An 18,697-nucleotide genomic window follows, 5' to 3' on the forward strand; every position below is an offset into this window, starting at 1 on the left:
TCAAAAATGGCGCGCAATTGTAACATAGCCAATCGCTATTTTGGCACCGTAAATGGCGCGCCAATTCACAACAATGACGCTGTTTTGCAGAACAAAGCGATATGAGACGGGTGCGCTGACTGGCTAGACTTAAAGGATGGGAAGGTGAAAAGTGGAGGCAACATGTGCCCACGCTGGCTTTATGAGAGGTTGCCGGTCTGCTATCTGCTGATGGCGGTCGGCATCATCCTGCTCAGCCACTCCCCGCTGCTCTGGCTGGCGGGTACCTTGCTATTTGTCGCCGGCGCCACCGTCTGGATGATGCGATCCAGCTATCGGCGCACCGATCTGGTCATCTTCCCGACCAAACGCTGGTTCCAGCCGGAGTGGCTCTACGAGGCCCAGCCGTTCATCTGGCTGGCGCTGGGTCTGCTGCTCTCGCGCCTTCCCAACGCCGGCGCCCTGCTAGCACTGCTGCCCTGTCTGTGGGCCTGTCGCTGCCTGTGGGCTCGCAATCACTACCGCCACCATGCCGATGGGCTGGTCTCACAACTGAGGCGCAACCCCACCCGCCGGCGCAGAGTGCGCCTCTTGCGCTGATCCCGCCTTCGCCCGCTCGATGAAGGTGGCAAGATCCAGCAAGGGATAACGCACCAGGCTTGGCAAACCGTCCAGATCCAGGCTGTCCATCAGGTTTTTCACCTCCAGCCCCAGCTCGGTGTTCCCTTCAATCTTCAGCTTGCGCTGGAAGAAGAGAGAGTCGGGATCTTCCTTGCGTCCGGCGATCAGGATGAGGTCGTTGGTAGTGCCGCTGAAACAGACATCGGCCTGCTCGCAATGACGGGCCACCACCAGCTTGCCATCCTGCTCGCTGATGAACCAGCACAGCTCCAGATCCAAGACTTCGACCTTGAGCCACTTGCCCGCCAGGAATTCAAAGTCGCCATCTGCGATGGCCTCTTTGAACACGCTGGCCAGCAGGCGCTCCATCAGGCTCTGCTGCAAGGAAAATGGCACCAGTTTGAGAGGATGGCGCAGAATGCGGGGAGCCTGTTCGACCAGGCGACGTTGCAGTTGTTGAAACACGATAAACTCCCAGTTTTTTGCGCATTCAAGCACAGGGCCGCAGCCATGATCCTGTTGGAAATCAAACTTGTGCCCACTTACCTCAAGAAGGGTAAAGCCACACAAAGCTGCCTCAGGTCAAAAAGTGGAAGGACGCCGGTGAATACAATCGGGCCACTTTTGCATTTTTTGCCCTCTCGGAGCGTACCCGATGGAATTACTCTGTCCGGCAGGCAGTTTGCCGGCACTGAAAACAGCCGTGGATAACGGGGCCGATGCGGTCTATATCGGCTTCAAGGATGACACCAACGCCCGCCATTTCGCCGGGCTCAACTTCACCGACAGCAAGCTGGAGAAAGCGGTCGACTATGTGCACCAGCATGGCCGCAAACTCCATATCGCCATCAACACCTTCGCCCACCCAGGCTCCGATGTCCGCTGGCAGCAGGCGGTGGACAAGGGCGCCGCACTGGGGGCCGATGCCCTGATCATCGCCGACCTCGCCGTGCTCGACTATGCCAGCCGCCGCTACCCGGATCTGGAACTGCACGTCTCGGTGCAGGCCAGTGCCACCAACGCCGCCGCCATCCGTTTCTACCAACAGCACTTCAACGTCGGTCGGGTGGTGTTGCCGCGCGTCCTCTCCATGCATCAGGTGAGGCAGCTGGCCCGCGAGACCGACGTCGGCCTCGAGGTGTTCGCCTTCGGCAGCCTCTGCATCATGGCGGAGGGGCGCTGCTACCTCTCCTCCTACATGACCGGCGAGAGCCCCAATACCGTCGGCGCCTGCTCACCGGCCAAGTTCGTGCGCTGGGAGGAGACCCCGAGCGGCCTCGAGTCTCGCCTCAACGAGGTGCTGATCGACCGCTACGGCCCGGGGGAAAACGCCGGCTACCCGACCCTGTGCAAGGGTCGCTTCGAGGTGGATGGCCAGACCTACCACGCGCTGGAGGAGCCCACCAGCCTCAACACCCTTGGCCTGTTGCCCGAGCTGTTCCAGACCGGTATCCAGTCGGTCAAGATTGAAGGACGCCAACGCAGCCCCGCCTACGTGGAGCAGGTCACCCGGGTCTGGCGCGCCGCCATCGACGCCTATCAGGCCAACCCGGAAGCCTATCAGGTCAAGGCCGAGTGGGATGCCCAGCTCGCCCGCGTCTCCGAGGGGAGCCAGACCACCCTCGGTGCCTACCATCGCCAGTGGCAATAAGGAGCCCTGTTCATGAAATTCTCTCTCGGCCCCCTGCTCTTCTACTGGCCCAAGGCCGACACCCAGGGCTTCTATCAGGCGGCCGCCGCCAGCCAGGCCGACATCGTCTATCTGGGGGAAACCGTCTGCAGCAAGCGCCGCGAACTGAAAGTGGATGACTGGATTGCCCTCGCCCGTCAGGTAGCCGGCTCGGGCAAGCAGGCGGTGCTCTCCACGCTGGCGCTCATCTCCGCCCCCTCCGAGCTCAAGGAGGTCAAGCGGCTGGTCGACAACGGCGAGCTGATGATCGAGGCCAACGATCTGGGGGCGGTCCAGCTTGCCAGCGAAGCCGGGCTGCCGTTCGTCTGCGGCCCCGCCATCAACGCCTACAACGCCGACGTGCTGCGCATGCTGCTCAAACAGGGGATGCAGCGCTGGGTGATGCCGGTGGAGCTGTCACGGGACTGGCTGGTGCAGCTCAATCAGGATCTGGGCAGTGCCCGCCAGCAGTTCGAGGTGGAGGTGTTCGCCTACGGCCACCTGCCGCTCGCCTACTCGGCGCGCTGCTTCACCGCCCGCTCCCTTGACCGCCCCAAGGACAACTGCGAACTGGCCTGCATCGACTACCCCACCGGTCGGCTCGCCAGCAGTCGCGAGGGGCAGAAGGTGTTCAATCTCAACGGCATCCAGACCCAGTCCGGTTATTGCTACAACCTGGGCAACGATCTGGCCGGGATGGAGGGTCTGGTGGATGTGGTGCGCCTCTCCCCCGAGGGACTGGACACCCTGACGATGCTGGAGCGCTTCAAGGCCAACCAGCAGGGCCAGGCTCCCCTGCCCCTGCAGCAGGAGCGGGACTGCAACGGTTACTGGCGCCAGATCCCCGGCATGATGCTGGCGCAGTGAGCCGGCGGTGTACCGTCTGACAGGCGTGATTACCTCGGAGTGAGTCGATGAAGCAACATCGTCATGTCTGACACCCGGACAGCAAAAAGGCCTCGCAATGAGGCCTTTTCTACATCATTCAAACCGGCAACAGGGCAAGCTCAGGATGCCTGCTTGCTGCTCTTGCCCTGGGCACTCTGGGCACCGGGCGGCAGGGGTTTGCGCGCCATCAGCTCCAGTTCGAGCAGGGCATATCTGTGCTCGATGAAGTCATACACGTTGTTGGCGAGCGCCAGCTTGAAGTAGCTGATGGCTTCCTTGCGGTTGCCCTTGGCCAGTTCAAACTTGCCGAGGTAGAAGTAGGTTTCGCACAGGCGCTCGGCGAGCTCCCGGTTGTCCTTCACCCCTTTCACCACGTTGCCCATCAACTGGGTAGCATTGAGTTCGCCGGTATAGAGGCGCACCAGATCCCAGTTCCAGGCATCGTCATCGTACTTGTTGAGCCGCTCGCGCATCCGGCTCATGGCGGCCGGTGCATTGAGCTTCTGTTCGGCCAGATAGAGCCAGATCACCCGGTAGGGATCTTCCGGCTGCGCCTCGTAGAAGCGCTTCATATCGGCCGCGGCCAGCTCGGGACGATTGCCGTAATAGAGCGCAATGCCACGGTTCAGGTAGGCATAGTCATAATCGGGAGCCAGCTCGAGGGCGGAATCAAATGCCTCGTAGGCCTCGTCATAATTCTGCTGCTGCACCAGATAGACGCCGATGAAGTTGTAGGCTTCGGCGAAATCCGGCTTCTCCCGCAGGGCGCGGTTGAAATCCAGCCGCGCCAGGGAGCGCAAGCCTACCCGGTCAAATACGACAGCACGCTCATAAAACAGTTCAGCCCGTTGCTCCGTGGTCAATTCCATCTCACTGAGCATCTGCCCGAGTCGCGCCAACGCCAACTCGCTCTGGTAAGAGACCTGCAGGGGGGTCGCCAATACCAGTGAAGCGGGTTGCGGCTTGGGAACTTGAGGCGCTTCAACCTGACTGCTACTGCTGCAACCCCACATGGGGAGCAGCAACAGGATACCAAGGAGGTATCCAATCCCTTTCCTGACGTTCAATGAACACTCCGACGCTTACGCTTGACCCGGCATATGGTAAAGGTCAGCCGACACTTTGTCATGTGGCTGAGCCTCTCTCCCTCAAATAAATCAGGATTCGACAGGGTATCCGGCATCACACCAGCCCCGAAAGCCACCATCGACGCTGACCACCCGGCCGTAGCCCATCTTCTGTAGGTTCTCCGCCACCAGAATGGAGCGAAATCCCCCACCACAATAGAGGTAGAGCTCGGTGTCGGGATCCGGGTAACGGGTCTCGATGTCCCGCTCGATCACCCCGCGACCGAGGTAGGTCGCCCCCGGCAGATGGCCCCTGGCCCACTCGCTCTCTTCCCGCACGTCGACCAGGTGAAAGGTGCGCCCCTCATCCTGCCAGCGTTTGATCTGGTGCACATCGGTCTCCTGCACATGGGGACGAATGGCCTCTACCAGTGCCAGAAAACGGGGATTGTGTTGCATGGCTTGCTCCTTGCCTGTTGGCCAACAGCCGTGGGTGAAACCGTCATAATGACTCACCCGGACGATAAGAGAAAGGGCGCCTCGCGGCGCCCTTGTCATTTACGGCAGGATCTCTTGCTGATCCGCGCCCTCTTTTTCCACCTGGGTCGGCAGCATGTGCTCCCGCTTGACCCCGAAGAACATGGCGAACGAGCTCGCCACATAGATGGAGGAGTAGGTACCGAAGGCGACACCGATCACCATGGCCACCGAGAAACCGTGGATCAGCGGACCGCCCTTGAGCAGCAGCGCCAGCACCACCACGAAGGTCAACCCCGAGGTGATGATGGTCCGGCTCAGGGTCTCGGTCATGGAGAGATCCAGGATGTACTCGGTATCCCCTTTGCGCACCTTGCGAAAGTTCTCCCGCAACCGGTCGAACACCACGATGGTGTCGTTCAGGGAGTAACCCACCAGGGTCATCAATGCCGCCAGCACGGTCAGGTCGAACTCGTACTGGAAGTAGGCAAAGACGCCGAGGGTGATCACCACGTCGTGCACCAGGGAGAGAATGCCCCCCATGGCCAGACGCCACTCGAAGCGCACCGCCACGTAGATCAGGATACAGATGATGGAGGCCAGCATGGCCAGCGCACCGTCGGTCGCCAGCTCGTCACCCACGGAGGGGCCGACGAACTCGACGCGCTTGAGCACGGCCGCAGGATCGATCAGCTTGGCCGCTGCCAGCACCTCGTTGCCCTGCTGCTCCACCTTGACCCCCTCTTTCGGGGTCAGGCGGAACAGTACGTCACGGCTGGAGCCGAAGTGTTGCAGGGTCGCCCCTTCAATCTTCTGCTCGTCCAGCACCTGGTGCACCTTGTCCAGGCTCACCGACTGCTGGAAACCCACCTCGATGGTGGTACCACCGGTGAAGTCCAGACCCCAGTTCAGGCCCCGATCGAACAGGAAGAACAGGGAGATCACCATCAGCAGGGTAGAGAAGACCACACCCGGCCTGGCATAGCGCATGAAGGGAATGGGCTTTTCAAAATGTAGAATCTGAAACATGTCTCTTCCTTAGATCGGCAGCTTGTCGAGGCGCCGTCCACCCCAGGCCAGGTTGATGATGGCGCGGGAGACCGTGATGGCGGTAAACATGGAAGCACTCAGACCAATCCCCAGCGTCAGGGCGAAACCCTTGATGGCGCCGGTACCGATACCGAACAGGATCACACAGGTGATGAGCGAGGTGACGTTGGAGTCGGCGATGGTCGAGAATGCCCGATCAAAGCCCAGATGGATGGCCTGCTGCACCCCGCGACCATTGCGGATCTCTTCACGAATACGCTCGTAGATCAGCACGTTGGCATCCACCGCCATGCCCAGCGTCAAGACGATACCGGCAATGCCCGGCAGGGTCATGGTGGCCCCCGGGATCATCGACATGATACCGACGATCAGCACCAGGTTCATGGTGAGGGCGATGTTGGCCACCCAGCCGAACGCACGGTAGTAGATCCCCATGAACAGCACGATCACCAGCATGGCCCAGCCGATGGCTTCCATGCCGCTGTCGATGTTCTGCTGACCCAGGCTCGGGCCAATGGTGCGCTCTTCGACGATCTGGATCGGGGCGATCAGTGCACCGGCACGCAGCAGTAGCGCCAGGTTGTGGGCTTCGTTGGCGTTGTCGATGCCGGTGATGCGGAACTGGCTGCCAAGGCGCGACTGGATGGTGGCGACGTTGATCACCTCCTCCTGCTTGCGGAACTTGCGCTTGCCGTCCGGACCCGGCTGACCGACCGGCTTGTATTCGATGAACACGGTCGCCATGCCCTTACCAACGTTGTCCTTGGTAAAGTTGGCCATCTTGTTGCCACCCTGGCCATCAAGCTTGATGTTGACCTGGGGACGGCTGTATTCGTCGAAACCGGACTGGGCACCCACGATGTGGTCACCGGTCAGGATGATGCGCTTTTGCAGCACCACCGGACGTCCGTTGCGATCGTTGTAGACCTTGGAGCTCGGCGGCACCCGACCATCGGCCGCGGCCTGGATGTCGGCTGTCTCATCGACCATGTGGAATTCCAGGGTCGCGGTCGCGCCCAGGATCTCCTTGGCACGGGCGGTGTCCTGGATACCGGGCAGTTCCACCACGATGCGCTCGGCACCCTGCTGTTGTACCAGCGGCTCGGCCACGCCCAGCTCGTTCACCCGGTTGCGGATGATGGTGATGTTCTGCTCGAGGGCGTACTTCTTCACTTCCTTGATCTTGGCCTCACTCAGACCGGCCAGCAGGACGAACTCGTCCCCCTTCTGCTCGGTGGTGAAGGTGAGATCCGGGTTCTGACGACGCAGGTGAGAGATGGCCTTGGCCTGATCGGCCTCGTCACGGAACAGCACCTGTACCTGATCACCGGCCCGGCGCACGCCGGAATAACGGATCTTCTGGGTACGCAGCTCGGAGCGGAAATCCTGCACCATCTGCTCTTGCTGCTTGGTCAGCGCCTCGGCCATGTCCACTTCCATCAGGAAGTGCACACCGCCGCGCAGGTCCAGACCCAGCTTGAGCGGGTTGGCGCCGATGGCTTCGAGCCAGGCAGGCGTGGAAGGAGCCAGGTTGAGAGCGGTAATGAAGTTGTCGCCCAGCTTGTTGGCGACGATGTCGCGCGCCTTGAGCTGCTCTTCGGTATTTTTGAAACGAACCAGGATGAAGCCGTGCTCGAACGCCGCATGCTTGACCGGGATCTGAGCCGCATCGAGCGTCTCTTTCACCAGGTCAAGGGTGTCCAGCTTGACTTCGGCCCCCCGGCTGGCAGAGATCTGCAAGGCCGGGTCTTCGCCGTAAAGATTGGGGGCTGCATATAGAAAACCGATGGCGATCACCACGACCACCATCAGGTATTTCCACAGCGGATAGCGATTTAACACGCTGTGCTCCTCGGGAGATTAGAGGGACTGGATAGAACCCTTGGGCAGAACGGCAGAGACGAAGTCACGTTTGATGGTGACCTGGGTCTGATCGTTCAGGGCCAGCACGAGGTATTCGCTGTCGGCGGATACTTTGGCGATCTTGCCGACCAGGCCACCGGAAGTGAGTACTTCGTCACCCTTGGAGAGGGAGCTCATCAGGTTGCGGTGATCTTTGGCGCGCTTGGCCTGGGGACGATAGATCATGAAGTAGAAGATGAGGCCGAATACAGCCAGCATGATGATCATTTCCATGCCACTACTCTGTGCACCCGGAACTGCGCCTTCTGCATACGCCTTGGAGATAATGCTCATTTAACAACCTCTTATTGATGTAGATTTGAAAACTAGCTTATATATCGTTGTTATTTCACGTCATTTTCAGCTAACGGAGGCACGGGCTTCCCTTGCCGACGGTAAAACTCAGTTACAAAGTCGTCTAATTTACCCTGCTCGATCGCGTCCCGCAAACCCTGCATCACACGCTGGTAATAACGCAGGTTGTGAATGGTGTTCAGACGGGCACCGAGGATCTCGTTGCACTTGTCCAGATGGTACAAATAACTGCGGGTGTAGTTCTTGCAGGTGTAGCAATCGCAGTCGGCATCCAGGGTGCTGGTGTCTTCGCGATACTTGGCGTTGCGGATCTTGACCACCCCGTCGGTGGTGAACAGGTGGCCGTTGCGAGCGTTGCGGGTCGGCATCACGCAGTCGAACATGTCGATGCCGCGGCGCACCCCTTCCACCAGATCTTCCGGCTTGCCCACGCCCATCAGGTAGCGCGGCTTGTCGGCCGGGATTTTCGGGCAGACGTGCTCGAGGATGCGATGCATGTCCTCTTTCGGCTCACCCACCGCCAGACCACCGACCGCGTAACCGTCGAAGCCGATCTCCAAGAGGCCGTCCAGCGACACATCCCGCAGATCTTCGTACACGGACCCTTGGATGATGCCGAACAGGGCGTTCTTGTTGCCGAGCGCATCGAACTTGTCGCGCGAACGCTTGCCCCAGCGCAGGGACATCTCCATGGACTTGCGGGCCTCTTCGTAAGTGGCCGGGTACGGCGTGCACTCATCGAAGATCATCACGATGTCGGAACCCAGATCGTACTGGATCTCCATGGATTTCTCGGGGTCGAGGAAGATCTTCTCGCCGTTGATGGGGTGACGGAAGTGCACCCCCGCCTCGGTGATCTTGCGGATGTGTCCCAGGCTGAACACCTGGAAACCACCGGAGTCGGTCAGGATCGGGCCCTGCCAGTTCATGAAGTCATGCAGATCGCCGTGGGCGCGCATCACTTCCTGCCCCGGCCGCAGCCAGAGGTGGAAGGTGTTGCCTAGCAGGATCTGGGCACCGGTCTCACGCACCTCTTCCGGGGTCATCCCCTTGACGGTGCCGTAGGTGCCGACCGGCATAAAGGCCGGGGTCTGCACGGTGCCGCGCTCGAATACCAGCTGGCCGCGACGGGCACGGCCGTCAGTGGTTTTCAGTTCAAATTTCATTGCTACCTCGTTGCGTCAGAGAAACAGTCTGACAGTAGGGGGCCCGAGGGCCCGGTATAAAGGGCGCGGCTTATGCCAGCGCCCGGCGACGGGTGACGAACATCGCGTCCCCGTAGCTGAAGAAACGGTACTGCTCGGCCACGGCCGCCTGGTAGGCCGCCATCACGTTGTCGTAGCCGGCAAAGGCGCTGACCAGCATGATCAGAGTCGACTCCGGCAGATGGAAGTTGGTGACCATGGCATCGACCACCTGGAACTGGTAACCGGGGAAGATGAAGATGTCGGTGTCGCTGAAGAACGGCGCCAGCGGCTTGCCCTGGGCCAGGGTCACCTTGGCCGCGCTCTCGAGCGATCGCACCGAAGTGGTTCCCACCGCAATCACCCGGCCACCGCGGGCGCGCGTCGCGGCGATGGCGTCCACCACCTCCTGCGGCACCTCGGCATACTCCGAGTGCATGTGGTGATCTTCAATCTTGTCCACCCGCACCGGCTGGAAGGTGCCCGCCCCGACGTGCAGGGTGACGAACGCCGTTTCCACCCCCTTGGCACGAATTTTCTCGAGCAGCGGCTCATCGAAGTGCAGGCCGGCAGTCGGCGCCGCCACGGCACCCGGCTTCTGGTTGTAGACGGTCTGGTAGCGCTCCTTGTCGGCATCCTCGTCGGGACGGTCGATGTAAGGGGGCAGCGGCATGTGGCCGATGGCTTCCAGGATCTCCAGCACAGGGCGGGGGTCCAAGAAGTGGATCTCGAACAGGGCATCGTGACGGGCGCGCATCTCGGCTTCGACTTTCTCGCCGTCAGCCCCGCCATCCAGAATGAGCCGGGTACCGGGCTTGGGCGATTTGGAAGAGCGCACATGGGCCAGCACGCTGTGCTCGTCCAGCATCCGCTCCACCAGCACCTCCAGCTTGCCGCCGCTGGCCTTCTGGCCAAACATGCGCGCCGGAATGACACGGGTGTTGTTGAACACCAGCAGATCGCCGGGGTTGAGCTGGTCCAGCACATCCACAAATTGACCGTGGCGCAGTGCGCCAGTTTGACCATCGAGCTGCAACAGACGACTGGCGGTACGTTCCGTCATGGGATAGCGGGCAATCAGCTCGTCTGGCAGATCAAAATGAAAATCGGATACTTGCATCTTTCACCTCGGGGGGAATCGGCGGCTAGTCTAGTTATCCCCTTCTTCCAAGGCAACCCAAAAGACCAAAAACCCAAGGGAGACAAGGGATAGCGAGCAATTATGTGAAGCAGGGCCAGTTAAAAAACCTTTAAGGTTTTGTATTGACCCTGATCATGTTTTGCCGAGGGGGGCTGGGCTAGGGTGAAAGCAGATACACAAGGAGGCCCACCATGATGACCCTATCCGAGATCATGACTGAACACCCCTTCACCCTGGGTCCGGAAAACAGCGTCAAACAGGCGATGGATCTGATGCAGCAGGAGCGGATCCGCCACATCCCCATCGTTGACGAACAGCATCATCTGCTGGGCCTGGTTACCCTCTCCGACATCCTGGCCACCCGCGAGTCCAAACTGCTGCTGATCAATCCGGAGCGGGAGGCGGAGTTCACCGACAGCGTGCAGCTCGACGAGATCATGACCCGCCAGGTGGCTAGCGTGGATCCCCATGCCGGCATCAAGGAGGCGGCGCTCTACCTGCAACGACACAGATACGGCTGCCTGCCGGTACTCAAAGGGAGCAAGTTGATCGGCATCGTCACCGAGTCGGACTTCATTGCCGTCGCCATCAACCTGCTGGAACTGATGGAGGAGCAGGAGCCACCTGGCGACTTTTGATCTGAATTTCATGTAATAAAATTACAATAAAAGCGTTTTCAGCGTACTTGATCGGCAATAAAGCTGAAACCCTTTCATTTTGATTGAAAAATTACACCACAACCTTGCTTTGTGATCTGCATCACACTATCATGACCGTCATGCAATAGTTGCCGAGCGGAAGACGAGGGATTGTGCACCCGTCCTCTTCCTCTCATATGTCTGCAAGTTTGCACACCCCGTAGTTAGTCTTTGCTGTAAAGCTTTTGTTTATATAGCCATTCCTTGTTTGATGACCCGGCCTTGTCCTTGCGACGACGCCGGGATTTTTTTATCCGCGCGTTTCCCCTCCCCTCGCCCCGTGCGTGCCGGCGCCTGTGCGTCGCAAGGCAGCAACCCCTCACCTCTCTGCGGTTGGCAGACTGCCACTCGCCCCTTGAAAAGCCGAAGCCACGCACAGATGTTGAATCTCGACAAGGAGTTATCCCGGCATGCCGGCGATATTCATGTTAGGTACAGCAGCCATGGTTTATCTAATAAGTAGATTTAAGTGATTCAAAATTGCGGCTTTGATCGATTAGGAAAAGTCCCTATGATGAATCCATCGAAAGTTAAACGCCTCGTCCGGCACGACTCTTCAAACCCAGACGGGCATATGTACATCACCAAGGAGCAAATACATGTCTACCTACATCAACACTGAAATCAAGCCGTTCAACGCCACCGCCTACCACAATGGCAAATTCGTTCAGGTGTCTGACGCTGACCTGAAAGGCAAGTGGTCCGTGGTGTTCTTCTACCCGGCTGACTTCACCTTCGTCTGCCCGACCGAGCTGGGCGACCTGGCCGACAACTACGCCGAATTCCAGAAGCTGGGCGTCGAGATCTACTCCGTCTCCACCGACACCCACTTCACCCACAAGGCCTGGCACGACACTTCTGACACCATCCAGAAGATCCAGTACCCGATGATCGGCGACCCGACCGGCACCATCACCCGCAACTTCGGCGTGATGATCGAAGAAGCCGGTCTGGCTGACCGCGGTACCTTCGTCATCGACCCGCAAGGCATCATCCAGATCGTTGAAATCAACGCCGGCGGCATCGGCCGTGACGCCCTGGAGCTGCTGCGCAAGGTCAAGGCTGCCCAGTACGTTGCCGCTCACCCGGGTGAAGTGTGCCCGGCCAAGTGGAAAGAAGGCGACGCCACCCTGGCCCCGTCCCTGGATCTGGTAGGCAAAATCTAAGCCTCCCCGCTCTGAAGACCGGCCCACTCAAGGGCCGGTCTGCTTTCTGGCCTGACACAACGCCGACCCGCAATCAAAAGAAGGAATTCGAAGATGTTGGATACCAACCTCAAACAACAGCTGAACACCTATCTGCAGTACATCGTCAATCCCATCGAGATCAGCGTGTCCGGCAACGACAGCGACAAATCCGCCGAACTGCTGGCATTGGCCACAGAGATCAGCGAGATGTCCCCCAAGATTGCCATGACAGATGGCACTGCCGCTCGCAAGCCTTCCATGAGCGTCGCGCCGAAGGGCCAGGCCCCGCGCGTTCATTTTGCCGGCATCCCCATGGGTCATGAATTCACTTCCCTGGTCCTTGCCCTGCTGCAAAGCGGCGGTCACCCCTCCAAGGCCGATGCGGCCGTGCAGGAGCAGATCCGCAACCTCAAGGGCGAGTTCCACTTCGAGACTTACATTTCGCTCTCCTGCCACAACTGCCCGGACGTGGTGCAGGCCCTCAACCTGATGGCGACCCTGAACCCCGGCATCACCCACACCATGATCGACGGTGCCCTGTTCCAGGACGAGGTCAACGAGCGTCAGATCATGGCGGTACCAAACGTCTACCTGAACGGTCAGCCGTTCAGCCAGGGCCGCATTTCGCTCGAAGAGATCGTCGCCAAGCTCGACACCGGCGCCGCCGAACGCAAGGCTGAGGAGCTCAACGAAAAAGCGCCTTACGACGTACTGGTCGTCGGTGGTGGCCCGGCTGGCGCCGCCGCCGCCATCTATGCCGCTCGCAAGGGCATTCGCACCGCCATCGTCGCCGAGCGTTTCGGTGGCCAGGTGATGGACACCGTCGGCATCGAGAACTTCATCTCCGTGCCCTACACCGAAGGCCCCAAGCTGGCCGCGAGCCTGGAGCAGCACGTCAAGCAGTACGGCGTGGAAGTGATCACCGAGCAGCGCGCCGCCGCCATCAGCAAGGATGGCTACGTCAATGTGGATCTCGCCTCTGGCGCCACCTTGAAGAGCCGCGCCGTGATCCTGGCGACCGGTGCCCGCTGGCGCGACCTGAACGTGCCGGGCGAGCTCGAGTACCGCACCAAGGGCGTGGCCTACTGCCCGCACTGTGATGGCCCCTTCTTCAAGGGCAAGCGAGTCGCAGTGATCGGGGGCGGCAACTCCGGCATCGAGGCAGCCATCGATCTGGCTGGCATCGTCGAACACGTCACCGTGGTGGAGTTCGCCGACACCCTGCGTGCCGATGAGGTGTTGCAGAAGAAGGCCCGCTCCATGGGCAACATCGACATCATCATGAGCGCTCGCACCACCGAAGTGATCGGTGATGGCAGCAAGGTGGTGGGCATGGATTACGAAGATCGCACCACCGGCGAGATCAAGCATCTGGCGGTGGCCGGCATCTTCGTCCAGATCGGTCTGGTGCCGAACACCGAGTTCCTGAAAGGGAGCGACGTGGCCCTGACCCGCTTTGGCGAGATCGAGATCGACACCAAGGGCGCCACCTCCCTGCCCGGCGTCTACGCCGCAGGGGACGCCACCACGGTGCCGTTCAAGCAGATCATCATCTCCATGGGCGCCGGGGCGACCGCCGCACTGGGAGCGTTTGACTACCTCATTCGCAATCCGGCGCCGGAAGCGACCAAAGCTGACGCCGTCACCGCCTGATAGCCACCAGATGAACAAAAAGCCGACTCAGTGAGTCGGCTTTTTTTGTTGCTACGCACCCGCGACTCAGCCTGCCTTTGACTGCTGACCCTCATCCGATCCGGGTGTGGCATAGCTGGCGGGTACCGCCTCCCCCGCCAGATCCGTTCTCGGCTCCAGCTCCGCCGTCATCGGGGTATTGGGCGGCACCGGGATGAACACCTGATGATCGGCCAGCGGAATGGGGGCCCGTTGCCGCTTGCGCCAGCCGAGATACCCTGTCAGCAGCAGGCCACAGAGAGCAAAGTAGACGAACAGTCCCTCTGGCCCGAACTGCGCCATGACAAAAGGCGCCAGCAGCGGCCCGGTCATGGCCCCCAGGCTGTAGGCGAGCAGCAACCCCTGATTGGCCCCCAGCACCTGGTCCGGGCGCAGCTCGTCACAGGCGTGGCTGAGGCTCAAGGGATAGATAGAGAACGCCATGCCGCCCAGCAGGAACACCAGGCCCCCCATCAGTGGCTCGCGCCAGCCGGCGGGCAGCAGCACCATCAACAGGGCCAGCAGCGCCAGCACGGCGCCGAGCAGCAGGATCACCAGCCGCCTGTCGTAGCGATCGGAGAGACGACCTATGGGGTACTGCAGGCACATGCCCCCCAGGATCACCAATGCCATCATGTCCGCCACCTTGGAGAGCGACGAACCGCTGTCGGTAAAATAGAGCGGCAGCAGACCGTAGATGGCCCCGAGGATAAGGCCGGAGGTAAAGCTGCTGCCCATCCCCGCCGGGGTGAGGCGCACCAGCTCCAGCACGCCGACCGGCTGGGGTGCCACCATGGCCGGGGTCGCCACCCGGGAAATCGCCAGCGGGATCACCGACAGGGTCGCCGCCATGGCGCACAGGGCGAACGGGGTCAACACCATGGGATCCACCCACTTGAGCAGCAGTTGCCCCATGGCCAGGGAGCCGTAGAGCAGGATCATGTAGAGGGACATCAGCCGGCCCCGGTTGGCCGGCGTGCTGGAGACCAGCATCCAGGACTCCAGCACCACGAACAGACCGCCGGTGGCAAAGCCCCCCACCAGCCGCAGCGCCGCCCAGCTCAGCGGCTCCACCACCATGCCGTGCAGCAGAAACAGAAAGCAGAGCAGGGAGGCATAGGCCGCATAGGCCCGGATGTGGCCCACCCGGATGATGAGGCGGGCATTGACGAAGGCCCCCAGCACCAGACCGCCGAAGTAGGCGGCCGATACCAGGCCGATGGCCTGGGCCGATACCTGCTCGGCAGACAGGCGCACCGTCAGCAGGGTGTTGAACATGCCGTGGCCCAGAATGAAGATCACCAGACTGGTCAGGGGTGAGAGGAACCTTGCGAGTGTCATGGGGTCTCCCTGATTGGCTCAATCGTGAGCAAAACAACCATGGTACCGTCTGCTTCCCGCCCACTTCAACCCGAGCGCCCCGCCAGGGCGCGGACCGCGGGCTATGCTTGCTGGGTAGCCCATGATGGAGCGTCCCATCATGGTCATCACAGTGGAGACAGCCGACATGAAACCAGCCCTGCTTTTGGCCAGCCTGCTCTTTACCGGCAGCGCCCTCGCCTTTCACTGCCCCGCCGACATGAAGAAGATCGATGATGCCCTCGCCGCCAAACCCGCCCTCAGCGCCGACAAACTGGCCGAGGTGAAGAAGCTGCGCGCCGAGGGGGAAGTCCTGCACAAGGCGGGCAAGCATCAGGAGTCCGTCGATACCCTGGCCAAGGCGATGGCCATGCTGGGGTTGAACAAGAGTTAGCGCAGGCACCACAGCCCACCGCTGCGAACAGCATCAGCCATGCCCTTGCGGGCCCTCGCCACCGGTGGCAAGGGCCCGCTGTTTATCTGGGCCCCTTGCTACCCCCGACTGCTACACCCGACCGCTGTAGAGCAGGGTGTCGTAGTTGAAGGCAATCACGCCATCGACCGCATGGCGGGCAAATTCCCGCGCGATCAGCGCCGTCAGCGCGGCATGGGCTTGCGAGCCGGCCACCGGGGCATAGGAAGAGGAGTTGAGCCGCCCCAATACTCCGTCAAGATCGAACAGCTGGCGGTTGGCGAAACGATCGAGCCGGTACTCCCCCTCGAAGAAGGCCTGAAAATCCTCTTCACCCAGATTGCGGTGATTGACCTCCTCATAATCCCCCGAATAGGTGCGCAGGCCCGCTTCATAAGCCTTGAGAAATGGGGTGTCGGTCAGCCGGTCGTTCCAGATGAGGGCGACCCGGCCACCGGGTCTGAGCAGCCGCCGGCACTCCTTCTTGAAGGCGGCGCGATCAAACCAGTGAAACGCCTGCGCCACCGTCACCAGATCCACCGACCCGTCTGCCAGACCGGTGGCTTCGGCACTGCCATCCCGCCATTCGATATTGGTCACTGACTGCAGCTGGTGCCGGGCCGCCCCGCGCATCTCCGCATTTGGCTCGACCGCCCAGACCCGCGCCACCCGGGGGGCCAGCAGTGCGGTCAGGATGCCGGTGCCGGCCCCGATATCGGCCACCCGAGCAGCCGGCCCCATGGCCAACTCGCTGGCCAGAAAATCGAGCAGGGCGGCAGGATAACTTGGCCGATATTTCACATAGGCCTCGACCCGGGTCGAGAATCGCTGGGTACTGTCCATTGCCACTCCTTGTGCTGGATCTGTGCGGGATCAGGGCCGAATCAATCGCCCCGCCACTCATCCTGCCCCGAACGCAACCGGCAAGGCAACCACCCCGTCATGGCGGCCGGCATCATCGCCATTCACGCCACGGCCGGAGTCAGCCGATGCGCCGGCCTTGTGCATCCACCACCTGCTCTCCATCTTCCTTGCTGAAGGCTCCTTGCTGAGGGGACGGCAGAATATCCAGTACCACTTCTGACGGGCGGCACAGCTTGGTGCCAAGCGGGGTCACCACGATGGGCCGGTTGATCAGGATGGGGTGCGCCAGCATGGCATCGATCAGTTCATCGTCGCTGAACTTGTTCTCGGCCAGTCCCAACGCCTCATAAGGGGGCACGTTCTGGCGCAGCAGGCCGCGAACCGGTATACCCATGGCGGCAATCAACGCCAGCAGCGTCTCGCGGCTCGGTGGTGTCTCCAGATAGTGGATAACGGTAGGTTCAACACCTGAGTTGCGGATAAGCGCCAGCGTATTGCGGGAAGTGCCGCAGGCCGGGTTGTGGTAGATGGTGATGTGGGTATCATTCATGATGGGTTCTCTGGGTTGGTATAAGAGCGCTTCATGCGCAGGGCGACATTGACCAGGGCGATCAGTACGGGCACCTCCACCAGCGGGCCGATCACCCCGGCAAAGGCCTGATCCGAGCTCAGCCCGAACACCGCGATGGCGACGGCAATGGCCAGCTCGAAGTTGTTGCCGGTGGCGGTAAAGGCGATGGAGGCATTCTTGTCATAGGGGATGCCCAGTTTCTTGCCCACCAAGAAGCTGGTGAAGAACATCAGCACGAAGTAGACCACCAGGGGCACCGCGACCCGCAGCACATCCATGGGCAGTTCGACGATCATCTCCCCCTTGAGGCTGAACATCAGCACGATAGTGAGCAGCAGCGCGATCAGCGTGATGGGGGAAATTGCCGGAATAAAACGCTCGGTGTACCACTTTTCCCCTTTCGCCTTGACCAGATAGTGACGGCTCAGGAAGCCTGCGAGGAAGGGAATGCCCAGATAGATCAGCACGCTTTGCGCGATATCCAGCATGGTGATATCCACCGCAAAGCCCTGCAGGCCAAACAGCGGCGGCAGCACGGTAATAAACAACCAGGCCATCAGGCTGTAGGTGAGGATCTGGAACGCGCTGTTGAGCGCCACCAGGCCGGCGCCGTACTCCTTGCTGCCGCCGCCGAGATCGTTCCACACCAGCACCATGGCGATGCAGCGCGCCAGACCTATCAAGATGAGCCCCACCATATAGCCAGGCTGATCGTGCAAAAACACCAAGGCAATAGCGAACATCAAGATGGGGCCAACCAGCCAGTTCATCACCAGCGAGAGGGTGATGGCGCGGCGATCCCGGGTCATGGCCCCCATGGTGGCGTAATTCACCTTGGCCAGCGGTGGATACATCATCAGGATAAGGCCGATGGCCAAAGGTATATTGGTAGTCCCAACCGACATGGCCTCGTTCCACTGGGCAGCCTGAGGGAACAGATAGCCAATCCCAACCCCGATGGCCATGGCGACAAAGATCCAGAGGGTCAGATTGCGGTCTAGAAAACGCATTTTTTTGCTGACGGGCAGATCGCAGCAGGCATTGGTACTCATGAAAAGACTCCCAGAAGGGTAACGAATGGCGGGCAGACAGTGCCCTTACTCTTTATCACAACAGGCGGGCAGACAGTGCCCTTACTCTTTATCACAACAGGCAGGCGCACAGAGGGGCTCGACACCTCCCACCCCGCAGGCTTCCGGATGACCGGCGCAGCACTCTTCGGTGAGATAACCGATCAAATCGAGCATCAGGGGAATGTTGGCGCGATAGCGCAAGAAACGCCCCTCCTGCTCCACCGATAGCAAACCCGCGTGCAACATGGCCTTGAGGTGAAACGAGAGGGTATTCGGGGCGATGTCGAGCTCGCTGGCAAGCTGTCCGGCCACCATGCCTTCCAGACCCGACTTGACCAGCAGGCGCCACACATCGAGACGAATGCCGGACGCGAGGGACTCAAACACCTTGGTAGCGATCGCTTTGTTCATGCAAACCTCCGTCTATCTCTGCATAAATTCAACTATACAAGAAACATTGAAGCATTCAAACTCCCCCCGCCATTTCAGCGCCATCGTCCCCGCCAATAAAAAGGGCCTTGCGCATGCAAGGCCCTTGGTCTCTCTGTTCGAGTCGAGATGACTCTGCC

Annotated in this window: 20 protein-coding genes; 7 read left to right on the forward strand and 13 right to left on the reverse strand. The window is 60.6% G+C overall.

Going from position 1 to position 18,697, the window contains the following annotated elements; genetic code table 11:
* Nucleotides 1–162: 162 nt before the first annotated feature.
* Entirely contained in the window at nucleotides 163–579 is a 417-nt protein-coding gene (locus ACB032_RS07120) for a hypothetical protein (protein WP_039214895.1), read from the forward strand.
* Here the strand turns inward: ACB032_RS07120 and ACB032_RS07125 are convergent.
* On the reverse strand, nucleotides 526–1,065 hold the full coding sequence (locus ACB032_RS07125) for an SCP2 domain-containing protein (protein ID WP_371137637.1): 540 nt from the start codon (nucleotides 1,063–1,065) through the stop codon (nucleotides 526–528). The two genes, ACB032_RS07120 and ACB032_RS07125, sit on opposite strands and share 54 nt — an antisense overlap.
* Nucleotides 1,066–1,255: 190 nt before the next feature.
* On the opposite strand from ACB032_RS07125, the gene ACB032_RS07130 reads away from it, so the two are divergent.
* Both ACB032_RS07130 and ACB032_RS07135 read left to right on the forward strand, forming a co-directional pair.
* Nucleotides 1,256–2,251, forward strand: coding sequence for a peptidase U32 family protein (locus ACB032_RS07130; protein WP_029301248.1), 996 nt, complete (start codon nucleotides 1,256–1,258; stop codon nucleotides 2,249–2,251).
* A gap of 12 nt (nucleotides 2,252–2,263) precedes the next feature.
* Nucleotides 2,264–3,136, forward strand: coding sequence for a U32 family peptidase (locus ACB032_RS07135; protein ID WP_024944088.1), 873 nt, complete (start codon nucleotides 2,264–2,266; stop codon nucleotides 3,134–3,136).
* A gap of 140 nt (nucleotides 3,137–3,276) precedes the next feature.
* On the opposite strand, the gene nlpI is transcribed toward ACB032_RS07135, so the two are convergent.
* The 7 genes from nlpI to queA form a co-directional block, all read right to left on the reverse strand.
* Nucleotides 3,277–4,224: a lipoprotein NlpI gene (nlpI, locus tag ACB032_RS07140; RefSeq protein ID WP_280940144.1), complete on the reverse strand. Its 948-nt coding sequence runs from the start codon at nucleotides 4,222–4,224 to the stop codon at nucleotides 3,277–3,279.
* 90 nt (nucleotides 4,225–4,314) lie between these two features.
* Complete coding sequence (locus ACB032_RS07145) at nucleotides 4,315–4,683, reverse strand: rhodanese-like domain-containing protein (RefSeq protein WP_017410225.1); 369 nt, start codon at nucleotides 4,681–4,683, stop codon at nucleotides 4,315–4,317.
* Between the two features lie 99 nt (nucleotides 4,684–4,782).
* Nucleotides 4,783–5,730 carry a protein translocase subunit SecF gene (gene secF, locus ACB032_RS07150; protein WP_016350392.1) on the reverse strand — a complete coding sequence of 316 codons (948 nt, stop codon included), beginning with the start codon at nucleotides 5,728–5,730 and terminating at the stop codon, nucleotides 4,783–4,785.
* Between the two features lie 9 nt (nucleotides 5,731–5,739).
* Complete coding sequence (gene secD, locus ACB032_RS07155; RefSeq protein WP_011705625.1) at nucleotides 5,740–7,593, reverse strand: protein translocase subunit SecD; 1,854 nt, start codon at nucleotides 7,591–7,593, stop codon at nucleotides 5,740–5,742.
* An 18-nt stretch (nucleotides 7,594–7,611) separates the two neighbouring features.
* Nucleotides 7,612–7,947, reverse strand: a complete 336-nt coding sequence (gene yajC, locus ACB032_RS07160; protein WP_045790122.1) for a preprotein translocase subunit YajC — start codon at nucleotides 7,945–7,947, stop codon at nucleotides 7,612–7,614.
* 50 nt (nucleotides 7,948–7,997) lie between these two features.
* Nucleotides 7,998–9,134, reverse strand: a complete 1,137-nt coding sequence (gene tgt / locus ACB032_RS07165; protein WP_010634306.1) for a tRNA guanosine(34) transglycosylase Tgt — start codon at nucleotides 9,132–9,134, stop codon at nucleotides 7,998–8,000.
* 70 nt (nucleotides 9,135–9,204) lie between these two features.
* The gene (gene queA, locus ACB032_RS07170; protein ID WP_139748648.1) at nucleotides 9,205–10,272 is read right to left on the reverse strand and encodes a tRNA preQ1(34) S-adenosylmethionine ribosyltransferase-isomerase QueA; all 1,068 of its coding nucleotides are present in this window, start codon (nucleotides 10,270–10,272) and stop codon (nucleotides 9,205–9,207) included.
* Nucleotides 10,273–10,484: 212 nt separating this feature from the next.
* Here queA and ACB032_RS07175 point away from each other — a divergent pair, with 212 nt between their 5' ends.
* The 3 genes from ACB032_RS07175 (at nucleotide 10,485) to ahpF (ending at nucleotide 13,831) form a co-directional block, all read left to right on the forward strand.
* Nucleotides 10,485–10,931, forward strand: coding sequence for a CBS domain-containing protein (locus tag ACB032_RS07175; RefSeq protein WP_371137638.1), 447 nt, complete (start codon nucleotides 10,485–10,487; stop codon nucleotides 10,929–10,931).
* Nucleotides 10,932–11,590: 659 nt separating this feature from the next.
* Complete coding sequence (ahpC, locus tag ACB032_RS07180; RefSeq protein WP_011705621.1) at nucleotides 11,591–12,157, forward strand: alkyl hydroperoxide reductase subunit C; 567 nt, start codon at nucleotides 11,591–11,593, stop codon at nucleotides 12,155–12,157.
* Between the two features lie 93 nt (nucleotides 12,158–12,250).
* Nucleotides 12,251–13,831, forward strand: coding sequence for an alkyl hydroperoxide reductase subunit F (gene ahpF, locus ACB032_RS07185; protein WP_273774976.1), 1,581 nt, complete (start codon nucleotides 12,251–12,253; stop codon nucleotides 13,829–13,831).
* A 66-nt stretch (nucleotides 13,832–13,897) separates the two neighbouring features.
* On the opposite strand, the gene ACB032_RS07190 is transcribed toward ahpF, so the two are convergent.
* Nucleotides 13,898–15,190 (reverse strand): MFS transporter, encoded by a 1,293-nt coding sequence (locus tag ACB032_RS07190; RefSeq protein WP_113994289.1) that lies wholly within the window; start codon nucleotides 15,188–15,190, stop codon nucleotides 13,898–13,900.
* A 166-nt stretch (nucleotides 15,191–15,356) separates the two neighbouring features.
* On the opposite strand from ACB032_RS07190, the gene ACB032_RS07195 reads away from it, so the two are divergent.
* Nucleotides 15,357–15,602 (forward strand): hypothetical protein, encoded by a 246-nt coding sequence (locus tag ACB032_RS07195; protein ID WP_029301252.1) that lies wholly within the window; start codon nucleotides 15,357–15,359, stop codon nucleotides 15,600–15,602.
* Nucleotides 15,603–15,713: 111 nt separating this feature from the next.
* Here ACB032_RS07195 and ACB032_RS07200 read toward each other — a convergent pair whose 3' ends face one another.
* The 4 genes from ACB032_RS07200 to ACB032_RS07215 all read right to left on the reverse strand — a co-directional run bounded on the left by ACB032_RS07200 (nucleotide 15,714) and on the right by ACB032_RS07215 (nucleotide 18,539).
* A complete protein-coding gene (locus ACB032_RS07200) occupies nucleotides 15,714–16,463 on the reverse strand; it encodes a class I SAM-dependent methyltransferase (RefSeq protein ID WP_371137639.1) in 750 nt (249 codons plus the stop codon).
* A 139-nt stretch (nucleotides 16,464–16,602) separates the two neighbouring features.
* On the reverse strand, nucleotides 16,603–17,034 hold the full coding sequence (arsC, locus tag ACB032_RS07205) for a glutaredoxin-dependent arsenate reductase (protein ID WP_371137640.1): 432 nt from the start codon (nucleotides 17,032–17,034) through the stop codon (nucleotides 16,603–16,605).
* Complete coding sequence (gene arsB / locus ACB032_RS07210; RefSeq protein ID WP_371137641.1) at nucleotides 17,031–18,107, reverse strand: ACR3 family arsenite efflux transporter; 1,077 nt, start codon at nucleotides 18,105–18,107, stop codon at nucleotides 17,031–17,033. Before arsB ends, arsC begins: the two co-directional genes overlap by 4 nt.
* An 81-nt stretch (nucleotides 18,108–18,188) precedes the next feature.
* Nucleotides 18,189–18,539 (reverse strand): helix-turn-helix domain-containing protein, encoded by a 351-nt coding sequence (locus ACB032_RS07215; protein ID WP_324011140.1) that lies wholly within the window; start codon nucleotides 18,537–18,539, stop codon nucleotides 18,189–18,191.
* Nucleotides 18,540–18,697: the final 158 nt, after the last annotated feature.

It is taken from the genome of Aeromonas sp. S5(2024) (assembly GCF_041403025.1).
Lineage (GTDB): Bacteria > Pseudomonadota > Gammaproteobacteria > Enterobacterales > Aeromonadaceae > Aeromonas > Aeromonas hydrophila.